The organism is Streptomyces sp. NPDC047081, from assembly GCF_040643775.1.
Lineage (GTDB): Bacteria > Actinomycetota > Actinomycetes > Streptomycetales > Streptomycetaceae > Streptomyces.
The window spans coordinates 214,603-233,985 of sequence record NZ_JBEYUY010000013.1 but is presented as its reverse complement, the minus strand read 5'-3'; the positions used below and the strand labels follow the sequence as shown (position 1 = coordinate 233,985).

Annotated in this window: 14 protein-coding genes and 1 pseudogene; 11 read left to right on the top strand and 4 right to left on the bottom strand. The window is 69.5% G+C overall.

Features of this window, described 5'->3' with window-relative positions; all coding sequences use genetic code 11:
- The first annotated feature begins 56 nt into the window (after positions 1-56).
- A complete protein-coding gene (locus ABZ848_RS25705) occupies positions 57-764 on the top strand; it encodes an SDR family NAD(P)-dependent oxidoreductase (RefSeq protein WP_360835583.1) in 708 nt (235 codons plus the stop codon).
- A 99-nt stretch (positions 765-863) separates the two neighbouring features.
- Here ABZ848_RS25705 and ABZ848_RS25700 read toward each other — a convergent pair whose 3' ends face one another.
- Positions 864-1,559: a glycoside hydrolase family 75 protein gene (locus ABZ848_RS25700; RefSeq protein WP_360835581.1), complete on the bottom strand. Its 696-nt coding sequence runs from the start codon at positions 1,557-1,559 to the stop codon at positions 864-866.
- A 193-nt stretch (positions 1,560-1,752) separates the two neighbouring features.
- Here ABZ848_RS25700 and ABZ848_RS25695 point away from each other — a divergent pair, with 193 nt between their 5' ends.
- On the top strand, positions 1,753-2,364 hold the full coding sequence (locus ABZ848_RS25695; protein WP_360835579.1) for a hypothetical protein: 612 nt from the start codon (positions 1,753-1,755) through the stop codon (positions 2,362-2,364).
- Positions 2,365-2,442: 78 nt separating this feature from the next.
- Here ABZ848_RS25695 and ABZ848_RS25690 read toward each other — a convergent pair whose 3' ends face one another.
- Positions 2,443-3,279, bottom strand: a complete 837-nt coding sequence (locus tag ABZ848_RS25690; RefSeq protein WP_360835577.1) for an aldo/keto reductase — start codon at positions 3,277-3,279, stop codon at positions 2,443-2,445.
- 333 nt (positions 3,280-3,612) lie between these two features.
- On the opposite strand from ABZ848_RS25690, the gene ABZ848_RS25685 reads away from it, so the two are divergent.
- The 8 genes and pseudogenes from ABZ848_RS25685 (at position 3,613) to ABZ848_RS25650 (ending at position 14,528) form a co-directional block, all read left to right on the top strand.
- Complete coding sequence (locus tag ABZ848_RS25685) at positions 3,613-3,732, top strand: pyrroloquinoline quinone precursor peptide PqqA (RefSeq protein WP_360835665.1); 120 nt, start codon at positions 3,613-3,615, stop codon at positions 3,730-3,732.
- A 22-nt stretch (positions 3,733-3,754) separates the two neighbouring features.
- Positions 3,755-4,462, top strand: a pseudogene (pqqC, locus tag ABZ848_RS25680) (pyrroloquinoline-quinone synthase PqqC); the annotation flags it as partial.
- A gap of 221 nt (positions 4,463-4,683) precedes the next feature.
- A complete protein-coding gene (gene pqqD / locus ABZ848_RS25675) occupies positions 4,684-4,938 on the top strand; it encodes a pyrroloquinoline quinone biosynthesis peptide chaperone PqqD (protein WP_360835575.1) in 255 nt (84 codons plus the stop codon).
- On the top strand, positions 4,935-6,011 hold the full coding sequence (gene pqqE / locus ABZ848_RS25670; protein ID WP_360835573.1) for a pyrroloquinoline quinone biosynthesis protein PqqE: 1,077 nt from the start codon (positions 4,935-4,937) through the stop codon (positions 6,009-6,011). Before pqqD ends, pqqE begins: the two co-directional genes overlap by 4 nt.
- A complete protein-coding gene (locus tag ABZ848_RS25665; RefSeq protein WP_360835571.1) occupies positions 6,008-7,198 on the top strand; it encodes a glycoside hydrolase family 88 protein in 1,191 nt (396 codons plus the stop codon). Before pqqE ends, ABZ848_RS25665 begins: the two co-directional genes overlap by 4 nt.
- Positions 7,199-7,202: 4 nt before the next feature.
- The gene (locus tag ABZ848_RS25660; RefSeq protein ID WP_360835569.1) at positions 7,203-7,982 is read left to right on the top strand and encodes a Tat pathway signal sequence domain protein; all 780 of its coding nucleotides are present in this window, start codon (positions 7,203-7,205) and stop codon (positions 7,980-7,982) included.
- Between the two features lie 13 nt (positions 7,983-7,995).
- Positions 7,996-12,495, top strand: coding sequence for a glycosyl hydrolase family 28 protein (locus ABZ848_RS25655; RefSeq protein WP_360835567.1), 4,500 nt, complete (start codon positions 7,996-7,998; stop codon positions 12,493-12,495).
- Entirely contained in the window at positions 12,495-14,528 is a 2,034-nt protein-coding gene (locus ABZ848_RS25650; RefSeq protein ID WP_360835565.1) for a PQQ-dependent sugar dehydrogenase, read from the top strand. The genes ABZ848_RS25655 and ABZ848_RS25650 overlap by 1 nt, the downstream gene beginning before the upstream one ends.
- A gap of 29 nt (positions 14,529-14,557) precedes the next feature.
- On the opposite strand, the gene ABZ848_RS25645 is transcribed toward ABZ848_RS25650, so the two are convergent.
- Together ABZ848_RS25645 and ABZ848_RS25640 are read right to left on the bottom strand one after the other, a co-directional pair.
- Complete coding sequence (locus ABZ848_RS25645; RefSeq protein WP_360835663.1) at positions 14,558-16,384, bottom strand: AMP-dependent synthetase/ligase; 1,827 nt, start codon at positions 16,382-16,384, stop codon at positions 14,558-14,560.
- A gap of 250 nt (positions 16,385-16,634) precedes the next feature.
- Positions 16,635-18,134 (bottom strand): MFS transporter, encoded by a 1,500-nt coding sequence (locus tag ABZ848_RS25640; RefSeq protein ID WP_360835563.1) that lies wholly within the window; start codon positions 18,132-18,134, stop codon positions 16,635-16,637.
- Between the two features lie 118 nt (positions 18,135-18,252).
- On the opposite strand from ABZ848_RS25640, the gene ABZ848_RS25635 reads away from it, so the two are divergent.
- Positions 18,253-19,260, top strand: coding sequence for an Lrp/AsnC family transcriptional regulator (locus ABZ848_RS25635; protein ID WP_360835561.1), 1,008 nt, complete (start codon positions 18,253-18,255; stop codon positions 19,258-19,260).
- Positions 19,261-19,383: the final 123 nt, after the last annotated feature.

The following is a 19,383-nucleotide window of genomic DNA, read 5'->3' as shown; positions in this document are numbered from 1 at the left end:
GAACACGGGACGGAAACACCGGACGGAAACACCCGTCGGAAACACAGGGGGTAATCATGTCCACCAGCACCGGATCCCCGGTCGCGCTCATCACCGGCGGAGCCACCGGCATCGGCGCCGCCGCTGCCCGGCAGCTGCTCGACGCCGGGCACAAGGTGGCCGTCACCGGTCGCCGCGAGCAGCGGCTGCGGGCCTTCGCCGAGGAACTCGGCCGACCGGAAGGACTCCTGACCATCGTCGGCGACGCCGCCCAGTACGCGGACGTGCAGAGCGCCGTCGACAGCACGCTCAAGGCCTTCGGGCGGCTGGACACGGTCGTCTCCAACGCCGGTTTCGCCACCCATGACACGGTCGCCGACGGGGACCCGGCCGGCTGGACCGAGATGGTTCTCACCAACGTCCTCGGCCCGGCGCTCCTCATCCGCGCCTCGGTGGACGCCCTCAAGGAGACCCGGGGGCGCATCGTCCTGGTCGGCAGCGTCGCCGGGTTCGTGAACGGTCCCGGCAACATCTACGGGGCGACCAAGTGGGCGGTGACCGGCCTCGCCGAGAACACCCGCCGCCAGGTCACCGAGTTCGGCATCGGCGTCACGCTGATCGCGCCGGGCCGGGTCGAGACCCCGTTCTGGGACGGCAACGGCCTGCCGCCGGGCCATCTCCTGACGGCGGATCAGCTCGCCGAGTCGATCGTCTGGGCGATCCGCCGGCCGGAGGGGGTCGACGTCAACACCGTGGTCGTACGACCCATCGGGCAGCCCAACTGACCTTCCCGCAAAGGCCGGCCGGGCTGCCCGACACCCCCCGGCATGGGACCGGGCTCGTCTGTTTGCCCTTCCTGTCAGTCGTTCTCCAGGAACTGCTGCTCAGTTGTTCTGCAGGAACTGCTTCGCCAGCTTGTCCCCCAGCGTGACCGCCGCGCTGTGGCTCTCGATGGGGGACACCTGCGAGTTCTTGAACAGGATGTAGGTCACGCCGGAGTCGGCGCCGCCGGTCTCCGGGTTGCTGTCGATGCCGAGGGCCTGGGCGGTGGCGTACGAGGCCTCGCCGATGATCTTCGTGGGGCCGGTGTCGCCGACGACGGCGTACTCGACCTTGTTGTTGTAGATCACCGCGACCACGCCGCCGCCCTTGATGCCGGCGCTGGAGTACTTCCAGATGCTGCTGGCGCTGGGCACGACCACGTACGGCAGTGAATCCGCCTTGAGCGGCTTGCCGTTGGACTGGTGGAACGCCGTGTCGTCCTGGTACCAGGGGTCGGTGTCCTCGTTGCACTTCGACGTGCGCTGTCCGTCGCAGTCGATGTCCATGTCGGCCTTCCAGAACACCGCGCCGTTCTTGCCGCACACGGGAATGTTGGCCGAGGTCTCGTCGTCGGTCTTGTACTTGCCGTTGGAGATCTGCGAACAGGACGTCACCTTGGCGAGCAGGTCGGCCGCGCTGACCGAGCCCTCCTGGGTGGACGCCGGTCCCGCGGAGCCGGAAGCGCTGGCGGGGAGCACTCCGGCGGCGAGCAGCGCGGCCCCGGAGGCCGCGGCGAGGGTCAGTGTTCGTATGCGCACTGTGGGGGACCCTTCTGTTAGGAAAGTTTCCTGACCGGGTGCCGTACAAGGTGGTCCCCTCGGCATGGCCCCGTCAACCCCTCTGGTACGGACTTTTCGAACCCGGCTCTGATTGCGGCGGCTCCCGCGCAGGAGAAGACTGGAGATAGCGAACATTCCGGAAAATCGCCCGGCTTCAGGGAGGCGAGGCGTCATGTTCGTCCGCACCGTTTACGCGACCGGCGATCCCGCGAAGATCGACTCCGCCGTGAGGGCCTTGAACGCGCAGGGGCGGGACCTGCTCGAAGAGCGTCCGGGCTACCGCGGGGCCGGCATCTTCGTCGACCGGGAGCTGGGCAAACTGCTGGCCGTGAGCTGGTGGGAGACGGAGGAGGCGCGGCGCAACAGCGACGAGGTCATGCGGGAGAGGCGTGGCGCGCTGCTGGAGCCGTTCGCGGCGACGACCGCCGTCGACAACTACGAGGCGCTGGTCTTCCACTCGGTCCGGCAGCCGGCCGCGGGCGGCGGACTCCGGCTCACCCGGCTGGAGTTCGACCCCATGGACACGGATCTGCTCGCCGACACCTTCCGTGCCACGGTCGTACCCCGCGTCGAGACCCTGGCGGGCCTGGCCAGGACCTCGCTGCTCGTCGACCGGGAGCGCGGCCGCGGCCTGGTCGGGGCCCTCTTCACGGACCGGCAGTCGCTGGTGGCCTCGCGCGGGGCACAGGCGGAGGCCCGGCACGAGGGCGCGGCCAAGGCGCACGTGACGGTGACCGGCCTGGAGGAGTTCGAGGTGGTCTTCACGGACGTGCGCGGCGACTGACGAGACCCCTGCGGCTCTAAGCAGAACACCGGCCCCCGCCGCACGGCGGGGGCCGGTGTCGTCGTGACCGGGCGGCGCTCAGGCCGCGTTGAACGTGCTCGGGTCCGGGCCCAGGCGTCGGTCCTCGTTGAGGGCGCTGATCGCGGCCAGGTCCTCGGTGTCCAGGCTGAAGTCGAAGACCTCGATGTTCTCCTTGATCCGGGACGGGGTCACGGACTTGGGGATCACGATGTTGCCGAGCTGGAGGTGCCAGCGCAGCACCACCTGGGCCGGGGTGCGGCCGTGCTTCTGGGCGATCGCGACGATCGCCGGGACCTCCAGGAGGCCCTTGCCGGAGCCGAGCGGGGACCAGGCCTCGGTGGCGATGCCCTGTTCCGCGTGGAACTCCCGGGCGGCGCGCTGCTGCAGGTGCGGGTGCAGCTCGATCTGGTCGACCGCCGGGATGACGGACGTCTCGGCGATCAGCCGCTCCAGGTGGTCCGGCTCGAAGTTGGAGACGCCGATCGCGCGGATACGGCCGTCGGCGTGCAGCTTCTCGAACGCCTTGTAGGTGTCGACGTACTTGTCGCGCTGCGGCGTCGGCCAGTGGATCAGGTACAGGTCGACGTACTCCAGGCCGAGCTTCGCCAGCGAGGTGTCGAAGGCGCGCAGTGTGGCGTCGTAACCCTGGTCGCTGTTCCAGAGCTTGGTGGTGACGAAGATGTCCTCGCGGGGGACGCCGGAGGCGGCGATCGCCTTGCCGGTGCCCTTTTCATTGCCGTAGATCGCCGCTGTGTCGATGCTGCGGTACCCGGCCTCCAGTGCGGTGGCGACAGCCCGCTCCGCCTCGTCGTCCGGCACCTGCCAGACGCCGAAGCCCAGCTGGGGCATCTCGACGCCGTTGTTGAGGATGATCGGGGGGACCTTGCTGCTCACGAGCTCTTGATCCTTACGGTTGTCCGTCAAGTGGTACTCCACATCGTCAACGATCACGGGCCGTGATGCATTCCTGACGGGAGAATCCACCGGAACTGACCGGTGAGTCAGTGCCGGGTACCCGACATTGGCCAGAAATGCATCCGACGTCTTCGGTCCGGACCATTGACCGCAGGCCCGTCCTCCCGCAACTCTGGATCGCGCCACCGAACGAGTTCGTGAACTCGGTGCAAGCATGTGAACGCCTCGCACCTGTCTGGGCATCTGAGACCCCCCACCCCTCAGGAAAGCAGGTACAGCCGCATGAACGAGACGTCTCCGCGCGCCCTCCGGATGGAACAGCCTCTCCCGGAGACCGAGCAGACATCGGATGAAAAGGTCTGGCAAAGCCCCGGTTATGCGGTGGTGGAGACCGCGCTGGAGGTCACCGCGTACGCCCTCGGCGACCGCTGACCGGCTCTGCGGACACCGCACCATGACCGCGACACACGCGCGGGTCGAGCGCGCCGCCGCCTGGGGGACCGACGAGTTCACCGAGCGGCTGCGCGCCGTCACCGCGGCGCGCTACCACGACCGGCATCCCTTCAACCTGCGGATGCACAGCGGCGATTTGACCCCCGCCGAGCTGCGCCGCTGGATCGCCGCCCGCTTCCACTACCAGCGGCACATCCCCGTCAAGGACGCCCTGATCCTCGCCAAGCTGGACCGCCCCGAGCTGCGCCGCGCCTGGCTGCGCCGCATCCAGGACCACGACGGCACGGCCCCGGGCGAGGGCGGCATCGAACGCTGGCTGCGGCTCGGCGAGGCGGCCGGACTGCCCCGCGAGGAGCTGTGGCGCGGCACCCGGGTACCGCCCGGTGTACGCCTCGCGGTCGAGGGTTACGTCAACTTCTGCCGCCTCGGCCCGGCGCTGGACGCGATCGCCGCGTCCCTGACGGAGCTGTCCGCGCCCGACCTGATGCGCACCCGCATCGCCGCCTTCGAACGCCACTACCGCTGGATCGACCCCGCCGGCCTGGCCTACTTCCGCACCCGCATCGACCAGGGCGCCCGCGACGGAGCAGAGGCTCTCGCGCTGGTCCTCGCCCGCGCCCACACCCGCAGCGAGCAGGAACGGGCGCTCGCGGCGCTGGAGTTCAAGTGCGATGTGCTGTGGGCGTTGCTGGACGCGGTGGCCGGGGCGGGTGTGAGGGAGGCCGTGGCCGGGGCGGGCGTGCGGCCGACGCCAGCCGGGGCGGGCGTACGGCCGACCACGGGCGGGGCGGACACGCAGCCGGCGCCGACAGAGGCGGGCGCGCGGGCCGCGGTCGACGCCGCGGACGCGCGGGGTGCCATCGGCGGGGCCGAGGCGCGGGGCATCTGGGCCGAGGCCGAGGCAAGAGGCATCCGGGGCGGTGGTGCGCCATGACCTGGCGCCCCGTACTCGACCGTTCCGTCGTCCTGCGCCACGACCAAGTACGCGGCACCGATCTGCTGCTGCTTCCCGAGCGCGTGGTCGTGCTGCACGGCAGTGCCGGACCGGTCCTGGGCCTCTGCGACGGGAGCCGGGTTGTGGACGACATCGTCGCCGAGCTCGGTGCGTGGTTTCCCGGCGCTCCCGTAGCCCGCGAAGTCCCGGAATTCCTCGCCGCGTTGCGAAAGGAGGGCTGGCTCCGGTGACCGTCGATCCTCCCTGGGCGCTGCTCGCCGAGCTCACCCACGCCTGTCCGCTGCGCTGCGGGTACTGCTCCAACCCCGTCGAACTGACCGGTCGGTCAAGGGAGTTGGACGCCGACCAGTGGTCCGACGTGTTCCGCCAGGCCGCCGCTCTGGGCGTCGTACAGACCCATCTCTCCGGCGGCGAACCCCTGTTGCGCCGCGACCTGTCCCGTATCGTCGCCGCGGCCGACACCGCCGGCCTCTACACCCAGCTCGTCACCAGCGGAGTCGGCCTCGGCGACCGGCGCATGACGGAGCTCGTCGACGCGGGCCTGCGCAGTGTCCAGCTCTCCGTGCAGCACGCCGACCCGGCCGCCTCCGAAGCCATCGCCGGTGCCCGCTCCTTCGCGGCCAAGGAACGCGCCGCCCGCCTCATCCGCGCCTCCGGCCTCCCCTTCGGCCTCAACATCGTCCTGCACCGCGCCAACCTCGACGCCCTCGACGAGCTGATCGACCTCGGCCTCGCCTGGGGCGCCGACCGCATCGAACTCGCCCACACCCAGTTCCACGGCTGGGCGCTGCGCAACCGCGCGGCCCTGCTGCCGACGTGCGAACAGGTCGAGCGGGCCCGTGCCGTGGTGGTCCGCCGACGCGAACTCCTCGACGGCGTCGTCGAGTTGGTGTGGGTGGCGCCCGACTGGGTGGAGGCCACCGCGAAACCCTGCATGGGCGGCTGGGGCGCCGTCTCGCTCACGGTCGCCCCCGACGGCACGGTCCTGCCCTGCCCGGCCTCGGCCGCCCTCCCCGGCCTCGACCCGCCGAACGTACGCGAGCACCAACTCTCCTGGATCTGGCGGGAGTCCAAGGCGTTCAACGCCTACCGCGGCGAGTCCTGGATGCCCGAGCCCTGCCGCGGCTGCGCCCTGCGCAGTGCCGACCACGGCGGCTGCCGCTGCCAGGCCCACGCCCTGACCGGCGACGCCGCCCGCACCGACCCGGCCTGCCGGCACGCCCCCGACCACCACCTCGTACGCGATCTGGTGCAAGGCCCTCGCACCGGTCTCGTGTACGCCCATCGAGAGGCAGCTCCATGAGACGACGACGTCTGCCGACGGCACTGACCACCCTGGCGCTCGCCACCGCCACCCTGGCCGCCCTGCCCGCGGCCGCCCCGCTACCGGCCGCCGCGGCCCCGACCGTCGCGAGCCGTCCGGCCGCCGCCCCCGACTGGTCCGTGGCGATGATCGACTCCACGATGGCCCGCTACACCCCGAGCACCATCGGCGGCTGGTCCTACCCGGTCGGCCTCTACCTCTACGGCCAGTACCTCACCTACAAGCGGACCCACGACGCCCGCTACCTCACGTACATCAAGAGCTACGTCGACCGGTTCGTGAAGAGCGACGGGTCCATCGACCAGTCCTTCAACAGCCTCGACAGCATGCAGGCCGGCCGCCTGCTGGTGATCCTGCACCACGAGACCGGCCAGGACCGCTACCGCAAGGCGGCGAAGAAGATCCGCGACCGCCTGAACACCTACCCGCGCACCGGCGACGGCGGCTTCTGGCACGCCGACACCAGCAGCCGCGCCCACCAACTCTGGGCGGACGGCGTCTACATGGTGAACCCGTTCCTCGTCGAGTACGGCAAGGAGTTCGGCGACAGCGCGTACACGAACGACGAGGCGGCCAAGCAGCTCTACGTCTACGGCAGCCATCTGCAGGTCGCGAACGGGCTGTTGAAGCACGCCTACGACGAGTCGAAGACGGTGAGCTGGGCGGACCCGCAGACCGGGCTCGCCCCCGAGCACTGGTGCCGGGCGGTCGGCTGGTACTCGATGGCGATCGTGAACGTCCTGGACGCCATTCCCGCCAGTCAGTCCCGGCGGCCGCAACTCCTCTCCATCTTCCGGAAGCTGGCGGCCGGACTGGAGAAGCACCAGGACCCGGCGACCGGCCGCTGGTTCCAGGTGATCGACAAGGGCGACCGCTCCGACAACTGGACCGAGACCTCCGGCTCCAGCATGTTCACCTACGCCCTCTCGCGCGGAGCCCAACAGGGCTACATCGACAAGCACTTCGCCGCCGTCGCCCGCCGCGGTTACGAGGGTGTGCTCGCGAAGCTGTCCGTCGGCTCCGACGGGCGGACCGACCTCGCCGACATCTCCATCGGCACGAACGTCGGCGACTACGCGTACTACGTCGGCCGCACCCGGGCCACCAACGACTTCCACGGCCTGGGCGCCTTCCTGATCATGAACGAACAACTGCGAGGTGATTAGTGTCATGAGCACGTCCAGAAGGGCGGTTCTCGGTGCCGCCATCGCCGGGGCCGCGGTCGGACTCACCGGCGTCACCCCGGCCCACGCCGCCTCCTGGCAGCAGAAGTGGGCACCCTCGGCGAGCAGCGACGGCCTCGGCGCCTTCGAGACCGTCGAGGACGACCGTGCCGACTCGCACCCGGCCGGGCATCCGCACATCTTCGCCACCGGCAACAACTGGCGCTTCAACATGCACACGGTCGACCGGGACACCTCCACCGACCGGCAGCGCCAGGAGGTCACCGGCCTGCGCACCGGCAGCAGCAGCTACCTCAAGTGGACCGAGGGCCAGACCTGGCGGGTCACCTACTCGATGTACATCCCGAGCTCGCTGAAGGCGACCACCACCTTCACGCACATCATGCAGATGAAGCAGCCCGGCACCGGCACCTCGCCGATCGTCGTGCAGTCCCTGCGCCGGGTGAACGGCAAGCAGACCATCGAGCTCAAGCTCGCGATCGACGACATCCTCGTCGGCCGCACCGACCTCGACCCGCTGCACGACAAGTGGACCGACGTCGACTTCCAGATCAAGGTCGGCAACGGCTCGGCGGGCTCGGTGCGCTGGATCCTCAAGTCCGGCGGCTCGACCGTGATCGACGCGTCCAAGACCGGGGTCGACACCTTCCTGGCCGACCGGGTGCGCCCGAAGTGGGGCATCTACCGCTCCCTCGGCGACACCTCCGGTTCCCTGCAGGACACCTACCTGCTGCTCACCAACCTCCGCGGCTATCAACTGGTCTGAGGAGCCGTCAGTCATGAAACCCCCCACCCCGCGACGCAGAGCGGCAGCGGTCGTCCTGTTCGTGGTCGCCGTAGTCCTCGGACTCGCGCACCCCGCCGCCCTCGCGGCACCGCACACCGCCGCACCTGCCGCAGCCGTCTACAACGTGCGTGACTACGGCGCCAAGGGCGACGGCTCCACCAACGACACCCCGGCGATCAACAAGGCCATCACCGCGGCCAATTCGGCGGGCGGCGGCACGGTCCGCTTCCCCGCCGGCAAGTACAAGTCCAAGAACACCATCCACATGAAGAGCGATGTGACGCTCCAGGTCGACACGGGCGCCACGATCCAGGGCTCCAGCGCGGACACCTACGACGCGCCCGAGTCCAACCCCAACGACAAGTACCAGGACTACGGGCACAGCCACTTCCACAACGCGATGATCTACGGCGACCGGCTGACGAACATCGGCTTCGTCGGCGGAGGTGTCATCGACGGCGCGGGCAACCTGATCACCGGTAACCCCAAGTCCGGCGAGGCCGACAAGATCATCTCCCTGACGCGGTGCGACGGACTGCGCATCGGCGACGGCCTCACCCTGCGCCGGGGCGGCCACTTCGCGGCCCTGATCAACGGCTGTAAGAACGTGACCTCCGACCACCTGACCATCGACACCGCGAGCGACCGCGACGGCTGGAACGTCATCTCCACCACGAACGTCACGGTGACCAACGCGAACATCAAGGCCAACGACGACGCGCTCGTCTTCAAGAGCGACTACGCGCTCGGCGCCAAGCTCCCCAACGGCCATGTCCGCGTGAGCGATTCGTATCTCTCGGCCCGCTGCTGCAACGCCCTGATGTTCGGCTCCGAGACCTGCGGCGACTTCTCGGACTACCAGTTCGAGAAGATCCGTATCGAGGGCGCCGACAAGTCCGGCCTCGGGATGGTCTCCATGGACGGCGCGAAGATCTCCGACGTCCACTACCGCGACATCACGATGACGGGCGTCCACTCCCCGATCATGCAGAAGATCGGCACCCGCAAGCGCTGCGGCAACAGTCCCGGCATCGGATCGATCAGCGACATCACGTACGACAACATCACGGCGATCGGAAACACCCCTTCCTTCAGCCCGACCCTGTGGGGCGAGACCGGTCACCGCATCCACGGGGTGACGTTCAACAACGTCAACATCACCGTCCCCGGCGGCAACGGCACCATGTCCACCGCCGTGCCGAGCAACGACCCCAACGACTACAACCCCAAGGCGATCGGCACCCGGCCGGCCTACGGCTGGTACCTGCACAACGCCGACGACGTCCAATTCACGGACAGTTCGGTGAAGTTCGCGGCGGACGACGGCCGCCCCGCGGTCATCGCCAACGCGGCGAGCGGCATCCGCTTCATCCGGTTCACCGCGCAGAAGGGCAGTGACTCACCCTTCGACGTCGGCTTCCAGGACGTCACCGGCGGCTGCCTGACGGACAGTCACAACACTTCCGGGGGTGCCCTGCGGGTCTCGGGTGCACAGGACTGCGGTACGGCGGCCAGGCCGCTCGACCTGGAGAACCCCCGCCAGGACTTCCTCCGCGGCTCCGTCGGCGGCCTCTTCCTGCACTGGGGGCTGCGCACCGCGCCCGCCCACACCAACTGCACGACGTGGGAGAACGACGTCACCAACGGCGGCTGGAGTCCCGACTACTGGGTGAACGAGGCCCAGAAGCTGCACACCCAGTACCTCGTCCTCGCCACCTTCCACAGCCGCCTCGGCTACGCCCGCCCCTGGCCCTCGAAGATCCCAGGCTCCTGCGCCACCAGGCGCGACTTCCTGGGCGAGCTGATCACCGCCGCCAAGGCCAAGGGCATGAAGGTCATCCTCTACATGACCAACGACCCCCAGTGGCACGACGAGGGCGGCCACGAGTGGCTCGACTCGGCCGCCTACTCCGCCTACAAGGGCAAGAACGTCGACCTGACCACCAACGACGGCTTCGGGCAGTTCAGTTACGACAACTTCTTCGAGGTCATGGACCGCTATCCCGACCTCGGCGGCTTCTGGATCGACAACGACAACGCCTACTGGGAGAGCCACGACCTCTACCAGCAGATCTACCAGAAGCGCCCGAACTACACGATCAGCAACAACAACGAAGACACGCCGATCATGGACATGATCAGCAACGAGCAGAAGACGGGCATGACCCCCGCCTACGACTACCCCCAGGCCGTCTACACGGCCCAACCGCGCCTGACCGAGGCCGACTTCAAACTGCCCTCCTCCGGCGCCTGGTGGTACGACGGCTCCAACCCGTCCGTCGACAGGAAGCTCACCCTGGGCCGGCTGATCACCAACGCGGGCTCCTCGGTGAAGGCCCTGATGGCGGAGACCGCCCAGGTGAACGGCAAGTTTCCTTCCAATCAGGCCGCCTTCAACACCTTCGCCGACTCCTACCTCGACCCCATCTGGGAGTCCCTGCACGGCACCGAGGGCGGCGGCTACATGTACGGCGGCCTCAAGCCCGGCTTCTGGAACGACGGCGCCCACGGCGTCACGACGATCAGCAAGGCGGACCCGAACCTCCAGTACGTCCATGTCCTGACCCCGCCCAGCACCAGCACCCTGCGCATCCGCGACAACGGCTACCGCATCGCCTCTGTCACCAACCTCCGCACGGGAGCGGCGGTTTCGTGGACCCAGTCTGGCGGGGTGCTCACCCTGACCGGGCTCGGCGCCTGGGACCCGTACGACACCGTCTTCAGGGTCACCACCGCCGGCCGTCAGGGCATCCTGACCGGCGTCAAGGTCACCGCGAGCGCCTCGGCGAGCGGGCACCCCGCAACGGCCGCGGGCGACGGCGACTACGGCACCTACTGGGACAGCAACAAGACCCTGCCGGTCAGCCTCACCTTCGACCTCGGCTCGGCGAAGAAGGTCCAGTACATCGGCCTCAACCAGCGGGAGGACTCCGTCGCCTACGCCCGCTCCGACACCGAGCAGTCGGCGCGGATCAAGGACTACAAGGTCTATCTGAGCGACGACGGCTCCAACTGGGGGAGTCCGGTCAAGACGGGCCAGCTGCCAAGTCGCCGCGGAATCCAGGGCATTGACCTCACCGCGGCCAACGCCCGTTACGTCCGCCTCCAGGTCGACACCACCTGGGCCGCGTCCAGCGACTCGACCCGCTACAAGCGGCTGCGGATCGACGAGGCCTGGATCGGCACCTCGTACGCCACCCCGGCGGCGGCCTTCGCGCCCATGTCGGACAACGGCCAGTCCCTGCGCCCGGCCATGGGCTGGAGCAGCTGGAGCTTCGTGCGCCGCTGGCCGACCGAGGCGAAGATCAAGGCACAGGCCGACGCGCTCGCGGCGAGCGGGCTGAAGGACCACGGGTTCGTGTACGTCAACCTCGACGACTTCTGGCAGAAGTGCGACAGCAATGGCTTCGTCGTCGACTCCTACGGCCGCTGGGCCGTCGACACGGCCAAGTTCCCCGGCGGGATCAAGGCTCTCGCCGACTACGTCCACTCCAAGGGCCTGAAGTTCGGCTTCTACGTGACCCCGGGCATCGCGAAGAACGCCGTCACGAAGAACACCCCGATCGAGGGCACGTCGTACCACGCGAAGGACATCGCGGACACCTCGAAGACCGAGAAGAACTACAACTGCAAGAACATGTACTACATCGACTACGGGAAGCCGGGCGCGCAGGAGTTCGTGAACTCGTGGGCGAAGCAGTTCGCCTCCTGGGGAGTCGACTACCTGAAGATCGACGGGGTGGGCAGCCAGGACATCCCCGACGTCCAGGCCTGGGACAAGGCGCTGCGGGCCTCCGGACGGCCCATCAACTTCGCCCTCTCCAACAACCTTCCGATCGCCAACGCCTCCACCTGGCGGCAGCTCGCGAACAGCTGGCGCACCCAGGGCGACGTCGAGTGCTACTGCGGGCCCGGCGACAACGGCAGCGGCTATCCGCTCACCGACTGGTCGCATGTCTCCGCCCGCTTCACCTCGGCCGCCAACTGGCAGCAGTACGCCGGACCGGGCGGCTGGAACGACCTGGACTCGCTGGAGATCGGCAACGGCGACCAGGTGGGCCTCACCGCCGACCAGCGCCGCTCCCACTTCACCCTCTGGGCGATGGCGGCCTCCCCGCTGCTGCTCGGCACCGACCTCACCCACCTCGACACCGTCGACAAGGCGATGCTGACCAACGACCGGCTGATCGGCGTCGACCAGGACGGCGTCGCCGCCAAGCGGGTCGTGAACAGCGGTGTCAAGCAGGTCTGGAGCAAACGCGAGAGCAGCGGCGCCTACGTGGTCGCGCTGTTCAACACCGGCACGTCCGGCAGCAGCACGGTCTCCGTGAACTGGTCGCAGGTGGGATTCACCGGCTCCGGCGACGTCACCGACCTCTGGTCCGGCTCCCACAAGGGCGTGATCGCCGACTCGTACAGCGCGACGCTGCGGCCGGGCGAAACACGTCTGATCCGGGTGAACCCCGTCAACAGCGCGCTGAGGGGACAGTAATGAAACACAACAGAGCTCCCGCCTGGGGCCTCTCCCTGGCCCTCGCGATCCCGCTCGCCGGCCTCACCGGCGCGAGCACGGCACAGGCGGCCACCGACTACCAGGCCGAGGACGCGGCCATCACCCAGGGCACGGTGGCCAGTAACCACACCGGCTACACGGGCACCGGCTTCGTCGACTACACCAACGTCAAGGGCTCCTACGTGGAGTTCACGGTGAGCGCCGCCTCCGCAGGCCCCGCCTCCCTCACCCTGCGCTACGCCAACGGCACCGCCACCGACCGCCCCATGGACATCTCCGTCAACGGCACGGTCGTCTCGCCCGCCCTGTCCTTCCCGGCCACCGCCGACTGGAACACCTGGGCCGAGAAGACGGTGAACGTCACCCTCAGCGCCGGCTCCAACAAGATCCGCGCGACCGCCACCACGGCCAACGGCGGCCCCAACCTCGACCGCATCCGCATCGGCACCCCGTCCGACACCCAGGCCCCGACCCGCCCCGGCCAGCCGAGCTGCTCCGACATCGGCGAGGACGGCCTCACGCTGAGCTGGGGCGCCTCGACGGACGACACGGGCGTGACGGCGTACGACCTCTACGAGCACGGCAACAAGATCGGTGAGGCGTCCGGGAGTTCGACCTCGAAGGCGCTGACCGGTCTGACCCCTAACACCACCTACAACCTGACCGTGATCGCCCGCGACGCGGCCGGCAACACCTCCTCGGCCAGCCCGGTCGTCGACTGCACCACCAAGCCCAGCTCCGACACCGCCCCGCCGACCAAGCCGGGCACGCTGTCCGCCACCGACGTCACCGCCAACAGCGCCGCCCTGAGCTGGGGCGCCTCGACGGACGACCGGGCGGTCGTCGCCTACGACGTGCGCAGCGACACCACCGTCTACAAGTCCGTCACCAGCGGCACCTCGACGACCCTCACCGGCCTCGCCTGCGACAGCCCGTACGCGCTGAACGTCGTCGCCCGCGACGCGGCGGGCAACGTCTCCGCGCAGAGCAACACGGTGAACTTCACGACCAAGGCGTGCGCGACCGACGGCGGCGTCCCGTCCTCGATCTCCACGCTCTCCAGCGGCTGGACGATCCCCTGGGGCACCTACTGGATGCCCGACGGCCAGACCGCGCTGGTCACCGAGCGGGACGACTTCCGCGTCTGGAAGGTCACCAAGGACGGCACGCGGACCCAGGTCGGCACGGTCCCCAACGCGGTCACCACCAACGGCGAGGGCGGGCTGCTCGGCGTCGCCGTCGACCCCAAGTGGGCGAGCAACCACTACGTCTACTTCATGCACACCGCGTCCGAGGGCAACCGCGTGGTCCGCATGACGTACGACGGCACCAAGCTCAGCGACTACAAGATCCTGCTCCAGGGCATCAAGAAGAACCGCTACCACAACGGCGGCCGTCTCGCCTTCGGCCCCGACGGCTACCTGTACGTCTCCACCGGCGAGGCGCAGACGCCCGACCTCGCGCAGGACAAGGACTCCCTGAACGGAAAGATCCTGCGCATGACCACCGACGGCAAGCCGGCCCCCGGCAACCCGTTCGGCAACTATGTTTACAGTTACGGCCACCGCAACCCGCAGGGCCTCGCCTTCGACCGCAGCGGGCGCTTGTGGGAGGCGGAGTTCGGCAACAGCTCCAAGGACGAGCTGAACCTCATCAAGCCGGGCGCCGACTACGGCTGGCCGATCTGTGAGGGCAGTTGCAGCACCTCGGGGATGACCAACCCCAAGGCCACCTGGAACGTCTCCGAGGCCTCGCCCAGCGGTATCGCCATCGTCCGCAACGTCGTCTACATGGCGTCCCTGCGCGGCGAACGCCTCTGGCGGATCCCGATCAACGGCGACAACGAGAGCGTCGGCACACCGACCGCGTACTACGTCGGCACGTACGGCCGTCTGCGTACGGTCACCAAGGTGCCCGGCGCCGACCAGCTGTGGCTGTCGACCACCAACGCCGACAACAACGGCAACGAACCGGACGGATCCGACAAGATCTTCCGGGTCAACATCAGTTAGGAGTGCTACCAGTTGGGGCGCTGTGCCGGTCAGGCCCGGTACAGCGCCTCGACCTCGTTCGCGTAGGCGTTCTCGATGGCCTTGCGCTTCAGCTTCAGGGACGGGGTCAGCAGACCGTGTTCCTCGGTGAACGGCTGGGCCAGTATCCGGAACGTACGGATCGACTCGGCCTGCGAGACCAGGGTGTTGGCGGCGACCACCGCGCGCCGTACCTCCGTCTCCAGGTCCGCGTCCCGCACCAGCTGGGCCGGCGACATCTGCGGTTTGCCGCGCATCGTCAGCCAGTGCTCCACGGCCTCCTGGTCGAGGGTGACCAGGGCGGCGATGTACGGGCGGTCGTTGCCCACCACGATGCACTGGTTGACCAGCGGATGGTCGCGCACGCGCTCCTCCAGGATGCCGGGGGAGACGCTCTTGCCGCCGGAGGTCACCAGGATCTCCTTCTTGCGGCCGGTGATGGTGAGGTAGCCGTCCTCGTCCAGCGAGCCCAGGTCGCCGGTGGCGAGCCAGCCGTCGTGCAGGGTCTCGTCGGTGGCCTTCTGGTTGTTGAGGTAGCCCTGGAAGATGTTCGGGCCGTGCAGCCAGATCTCGCCGTCGTCCGCGATGTGCACGGTGACGCCCGGAATGGGCACGCCGACCGTGCCGTAGCGGGTGCGCTCGGGCGGGTTGGCCGTCGCGGCGGCCGTCGACTCGGTGAGGCCGTACCCCTCGTAGATCTGCACGCCGGCGCCCGCGAAGAACAGGCCGAGTCGGCGGTCCATCGCGGAGCCGCCGGACATGGCGTTGCGGATCCGGCCGCCCATCGCGGCCCGCACCTTGGAGTAGACGAGCTTGTCGAAGAGCTGGTGCTGCATGCGCAGCCCCGCCGAGGGCCCCGGCCCGATGCCCCAGGCCTTCGCCTCGACGGCGTCGGCGTACTTCACGGCGACCTCGACGGCCTTCTCGAACGGCCCGGCCTTGCCCTCCTTCTCGGCCTTGCGCCGGGCGGAGTTGAAGACCTTCTCGAAGATGTACGGCACCGCGAGGATGAACGTCGGCTTGAACGCCTGGAGGTCCGGCAGCAGGGCCGCCGCGTTCAGCTGCGGCTGGTGGCCGAAGCGGACGCCGTTGCGGATCGCCGCCACCTCGACCATGCGCCCGAAGACGTGCGCGAGCGGCAGGAACAGCAGGGTCGCCGCCTCGTCGCCCTTCTTCGAGTGGAACACCGGCTCGTACTTCTCGACGACCGTGTCCGCCTCGTACATGAAGCTGCCGTGCGTGATGACACAGCCCTTCGGGCGGCCCGTCGTGCCCGAGGTGTAGATGATCGTCGCGACCGAGTCGGGGGTGACCGCCTGCCGGTGCCGGTGCACCAGGTCGTCATCGAGATGCGCGCCGGCGTCGTACAGCTCCTGGACGGCGTTGTTGTCCAGCTGCCACAGCTGGTGCAGCTGCGGCAGCCGGTCGATGACGGTGGCGATGGTCATCGCGTGGTCCTCGTGCTCCACGATCGCCGCCGAACACTCGGCGTCGTAGAGCATCCAGAAACACTGCTCGGCCGAGGAGGTGGGGTAGATCGGCACCACCTGGGCGCCGATCGTCCACAGCGCGAAGTCGAACAGGGTCCACTCGTAGCGGGTGCGGGACATGATCGCGACCCGGTCGCCGAACCGGATGCCCCGGGCCAGCAGCCCCTTGGCGAGGGCCAGCACCTCGTCCCGGAACTCGGCCGAGGTGACGTCCCGCCACTGGCCGCCGTCGTCCTTGCGGCCGAGCGCGATGTGCAGCGGGTCTTCCTGGGCACGCTGGAACACGACGTCGGCCAGACCACCCACCGGCGGGGCCAACGCCAACGGAGGGCTGGTGAACTCGCGCAAACCCACTCCCCGCTCCCTCAGCGCCGTATTCGAGACTCCGCAAGCGCCGTGAAAGCTACCCCACCCTGAGACGCGGCGGGAGAGGGGCCGAATCGGAGCAACCCTCACTTACAGCCTGGTCACAGGCCGGAAAATGCCCTCACATCAGGAAGGGTCGGACAGAAAACTGACGGTTGAGTAAGTTTCGGTCCCGTAATCTCCACCGAATCTGTACGACCTGACTACGGCCCTTGACCGCTGGTCAACGGCCTCATCGGTGGTGCGCCGGCGTCTCTTCCTTCAGCGTCGCAGGGGCGGAATTCGTCACTCCGGTCGGGGTCGGTTTCGGGCTCCTGACCAGGCCGACCACCAGGGCCCCGGCCACCGTCGCGGTCAGCCCGGCCGGCACGGCCGCCGAGGAGAGCCCGGAGGCGAAGGCGGTGCGCAGCGTGTGCTCGGAGAAGGTCCCGCGCAGCGCGCCGGCCGCGCCGCCCGCGAGCGCGTGGGCCGCGCCGCTCGGCAGGGTGTCGCCCATCCGCGAGGTCACCACGGTGCCGTACACGGCGATCCCCAGCGCGTACCCGAGCTGCCGGAAGGTGTTCACCGCACCGCCCGCCATCCCGGACCGCTCCGGCGGTACGGCGGCCAGCGCGGCCCCCGCGATGCCGGGCGCCACCAGACCCGTACCGATGCCGACCAGAATCAGCCCCGGCACCAGCGCCGACGCCGTCGAGCCCGCGTCCAGCCCCGTCATGCAGAACTGCCCGGTGCCGATCAGCAGCAGCCCGCCGCCGACGGTGATCCGCGCCGGCACCCCGTGCAGCAGCCGCCCGCCGGCCGCCGCCACCACGAACGAGGCCAGCGACAGCCACAGGAACACCAGCCCGCCGCGCACCGGGCTCATCCCGAGCATGGTCTGCAGCCAGATCGAGTCGTACGCCATGAGACTGAACGCCGCCGCGTTGAAGGCCAGCGCGCCCACCATCACGCCCGAGAACGCGGGCTTCAGGAACAGCCGCGGATCCAGCAGCGGGTCGGCGGAGCGCAGTTCGACGGCCAGGAAGCAGCCCAGCGCCACGACGGCCGCCGCGAAGGTGGCGAGGGTGCCCGTGTCGGCCCAGCCGTCCTGCCCGGCCCGCACCGCGCCGTACGTCAGCGCCCCCGCGAAGGCCGCGAAGCTCACCGTGCCCGCCCAGTCGACGCGCCGATCGCGCGAGCCGTGCGACTCCGGTACGGCCTTCAGGGTCAGCCACACCGCGGCCAAGCTCACCGGCAGATTGACGTAGAAGATCCACCGCCAGCCCGGCCCGTCCGTCAGCAGCCCGCCGACCACCGGCCCCACCGCGGCCGCCGCGCCGCTCACCGCGCCCCACACGCCCAGCGCCACCGAGCGCTGTTTGCCCTGGTAGACGGAGCCCAGCAGCGGCAGCGTGGTCGCGAACATCGCCGCCGCGCCCAGCCCCTGCAGACCGCGCGCCGCGACCAGCATCCCCGGCCCGCTCGCCAGCCCGCACAGCAGCGAGGCCGTCGCGAACACGACGACACCGACCAGGTGCACGCGCCGCCGCCCCAGAATGTCGGCCGCGGCGCCTATGCCGAGCAGCAGCGCGGCCAGTGCCAGCGCGTACCCGTCCATCACCCACTGCAGATCGCTCAGCGACGCGTGCAGCGAGCGCGCCATGTCCGGCAGCGCGACCACCGCGATCGTCACGTCCAGCAACAACATGAACGTGCCCAGGCACACCGCCGTGAGCGGCCCCCATGTACGCATGTCCCCAACTCCCTGTGCTTCTTCTCCGTCGGATGCGTTTCTCTCCGTACGATGGGCTCCGCGCGGCCGATCACGGTGGAACCGAGGCCTCGGCCGCGGAAACCCGACAGGAGAGGGCATGACGACGACGGAATTCCACGGGCCGGTCATGGAGTCGGACACTTTCGACCGGCTCGATCTGCAGATCCTGGCCGCCCTGGAGACGAACGCCCGGGCCTCCTTCAGCCGCATCGGCGCGGTCCTCGGCGTCTCCGACCAGACCGTCGCCCGGCGCTTCCGCAGGCTGTCCGCCGAGGGCGGGCTGCGGGTGGTCGCGGTGCGCGACCCCGAACTGCTCGGCCACGACCAGTGGAACCTGCGGCTGCGCTGCGTCCCCGACACCGCGCTCAAGATCGCGGAGGCGCTCGCGAAACGGCCCGACACCAACTGGATCGCGCTCGCCGCCGGCGGCACCGAGGTACTGGCCGGGACCCGGCCCCACAGCCCCGGCGACCGCGACGACCTGCTGCTCGGCAAGCTGCCGCGCACGCCCAGCGTGGTGGAGATCCGCGCCCACCAGCTGCTGCACCGCTTCTTCGGCGGCCCTGACGGCTGGCTGCAGAAGTTCCGCGCGCTCACCGACGACCAGAAGGCCGCCCTGCGCCCCGACCCGCCCGCGCCCGTCACCGGACCCGCCCGCATCGACCCCGAGGACGAGCCGCTCGTCGACCTCCTCGAACGCGACGCCCGGGCCACCTACCCCGAACTCCAGCGCGCCACCGGCCGCTCCGAGTCCGCCGTCAAACGCCGGCTCGCCGCACTCGTCGCCTCCGGCGCGATCTACCTCGACGTCGAGTACCACCCCGAGATCCTGGGCTACCCGCTCTCCGCGTCCCTGTGGATCACCGCCGCGCCCGCCCGGCTGCACTCCGTGGGCGAGGCCATCGCCGGCCACGCGGAGTCCGCCTACGTCACCGCCACCTCCGGCGTCTCCAACCTGCTGGTCAGCGCGGTCTTCAAGAACACCGCCGGGCTGTACGAGTACCTCAGCGGCCCCCTCGGACGGCTCGACGGGATCCAGCACGTGGAGTCGGTGCCGTATCTGCGCCGCATCAAGCAGCTGACGTACCCGCCACCCGTCCGCTGAGCGGACCTGGTGAAGTCGGCTGCGGTTCGGCAGCGCCGCCAAGGGGCGCGGGGCTGTGCCGAGCGTGGGGGAGCGACCAGCCACGACGGCGCCGCAGACGAACGACGACACATCGCCGCACAT

Coding starts and splice junctions, on each gene's coding strand:
- ABZ848_RS25705 (WP_360835583.1), top strand. CDS start 57: ATGTCCACCAGCACCGGATCCCCGGTCGCGCTCATCACCGGCGGAGCC.
- ABZ848_RS25695 (WP_360835579.1), top strand. CDS start 1,753: ATGTTCGTCCGCACCGTTTACGCGACCGGCGATCCCGCGAAGATCGAC.
- ABZ848_RS25685 (WP_360835665.1), top strand. CDS start 3,613: ATGGAACAGCCTCTCCCGGAGACCGAGCAGACATCGGATGAAAAGGTC.
- pqqD (WP_360835575.1), top strand. CDS start 4,684: ATGACCTGGCGCCCCGTACTCGACCGTTCCGTCGTCCTGCGCCACGAC.
- ABZ848_RS25665 (WP_360835571.1), top strand. CDS start 6,008: ATGAGACGACGACGTCTGCCGACGGCACTGACCACCCTGGCGCTCGCC.
- ABZ848_RS25660 (WP_360835569.1), top strand. CDS start 7,203: ATGAGCACGTCCAGAAGGGCGGTTCTCGGTGCCGCCATCGCCGGGGCC.
- ABZ848_RS25655 (WP_360835567.1), top strand. CDS start 7,996: ATGAAACCCCCCACCCCGCGACGCAGAGCGGCAGCGGTCGTCCTGTTC.
- ABZ848_RS25650 (WP_360835565.1), top strand. CDS start 12,495: ATGAAACACAACAGAGCTCCCGCCTGGGGCCTCTCCCTGGCCCTCGCG.
- ABZ848_RS25640 (WP_360835563.1), bottom strand. CDS start 18,134: ATGCGTACATGGGGGCCGCTCACGGCGGTGTGCCTGGGCACGTTCATG.
- ABZ848_RS25635 (WP_360835561.1), top strand. CDS start 18,253: ATGACGACGACGGAATTCCACGGGCCGGTCATGGAGTCGGACACTTTC.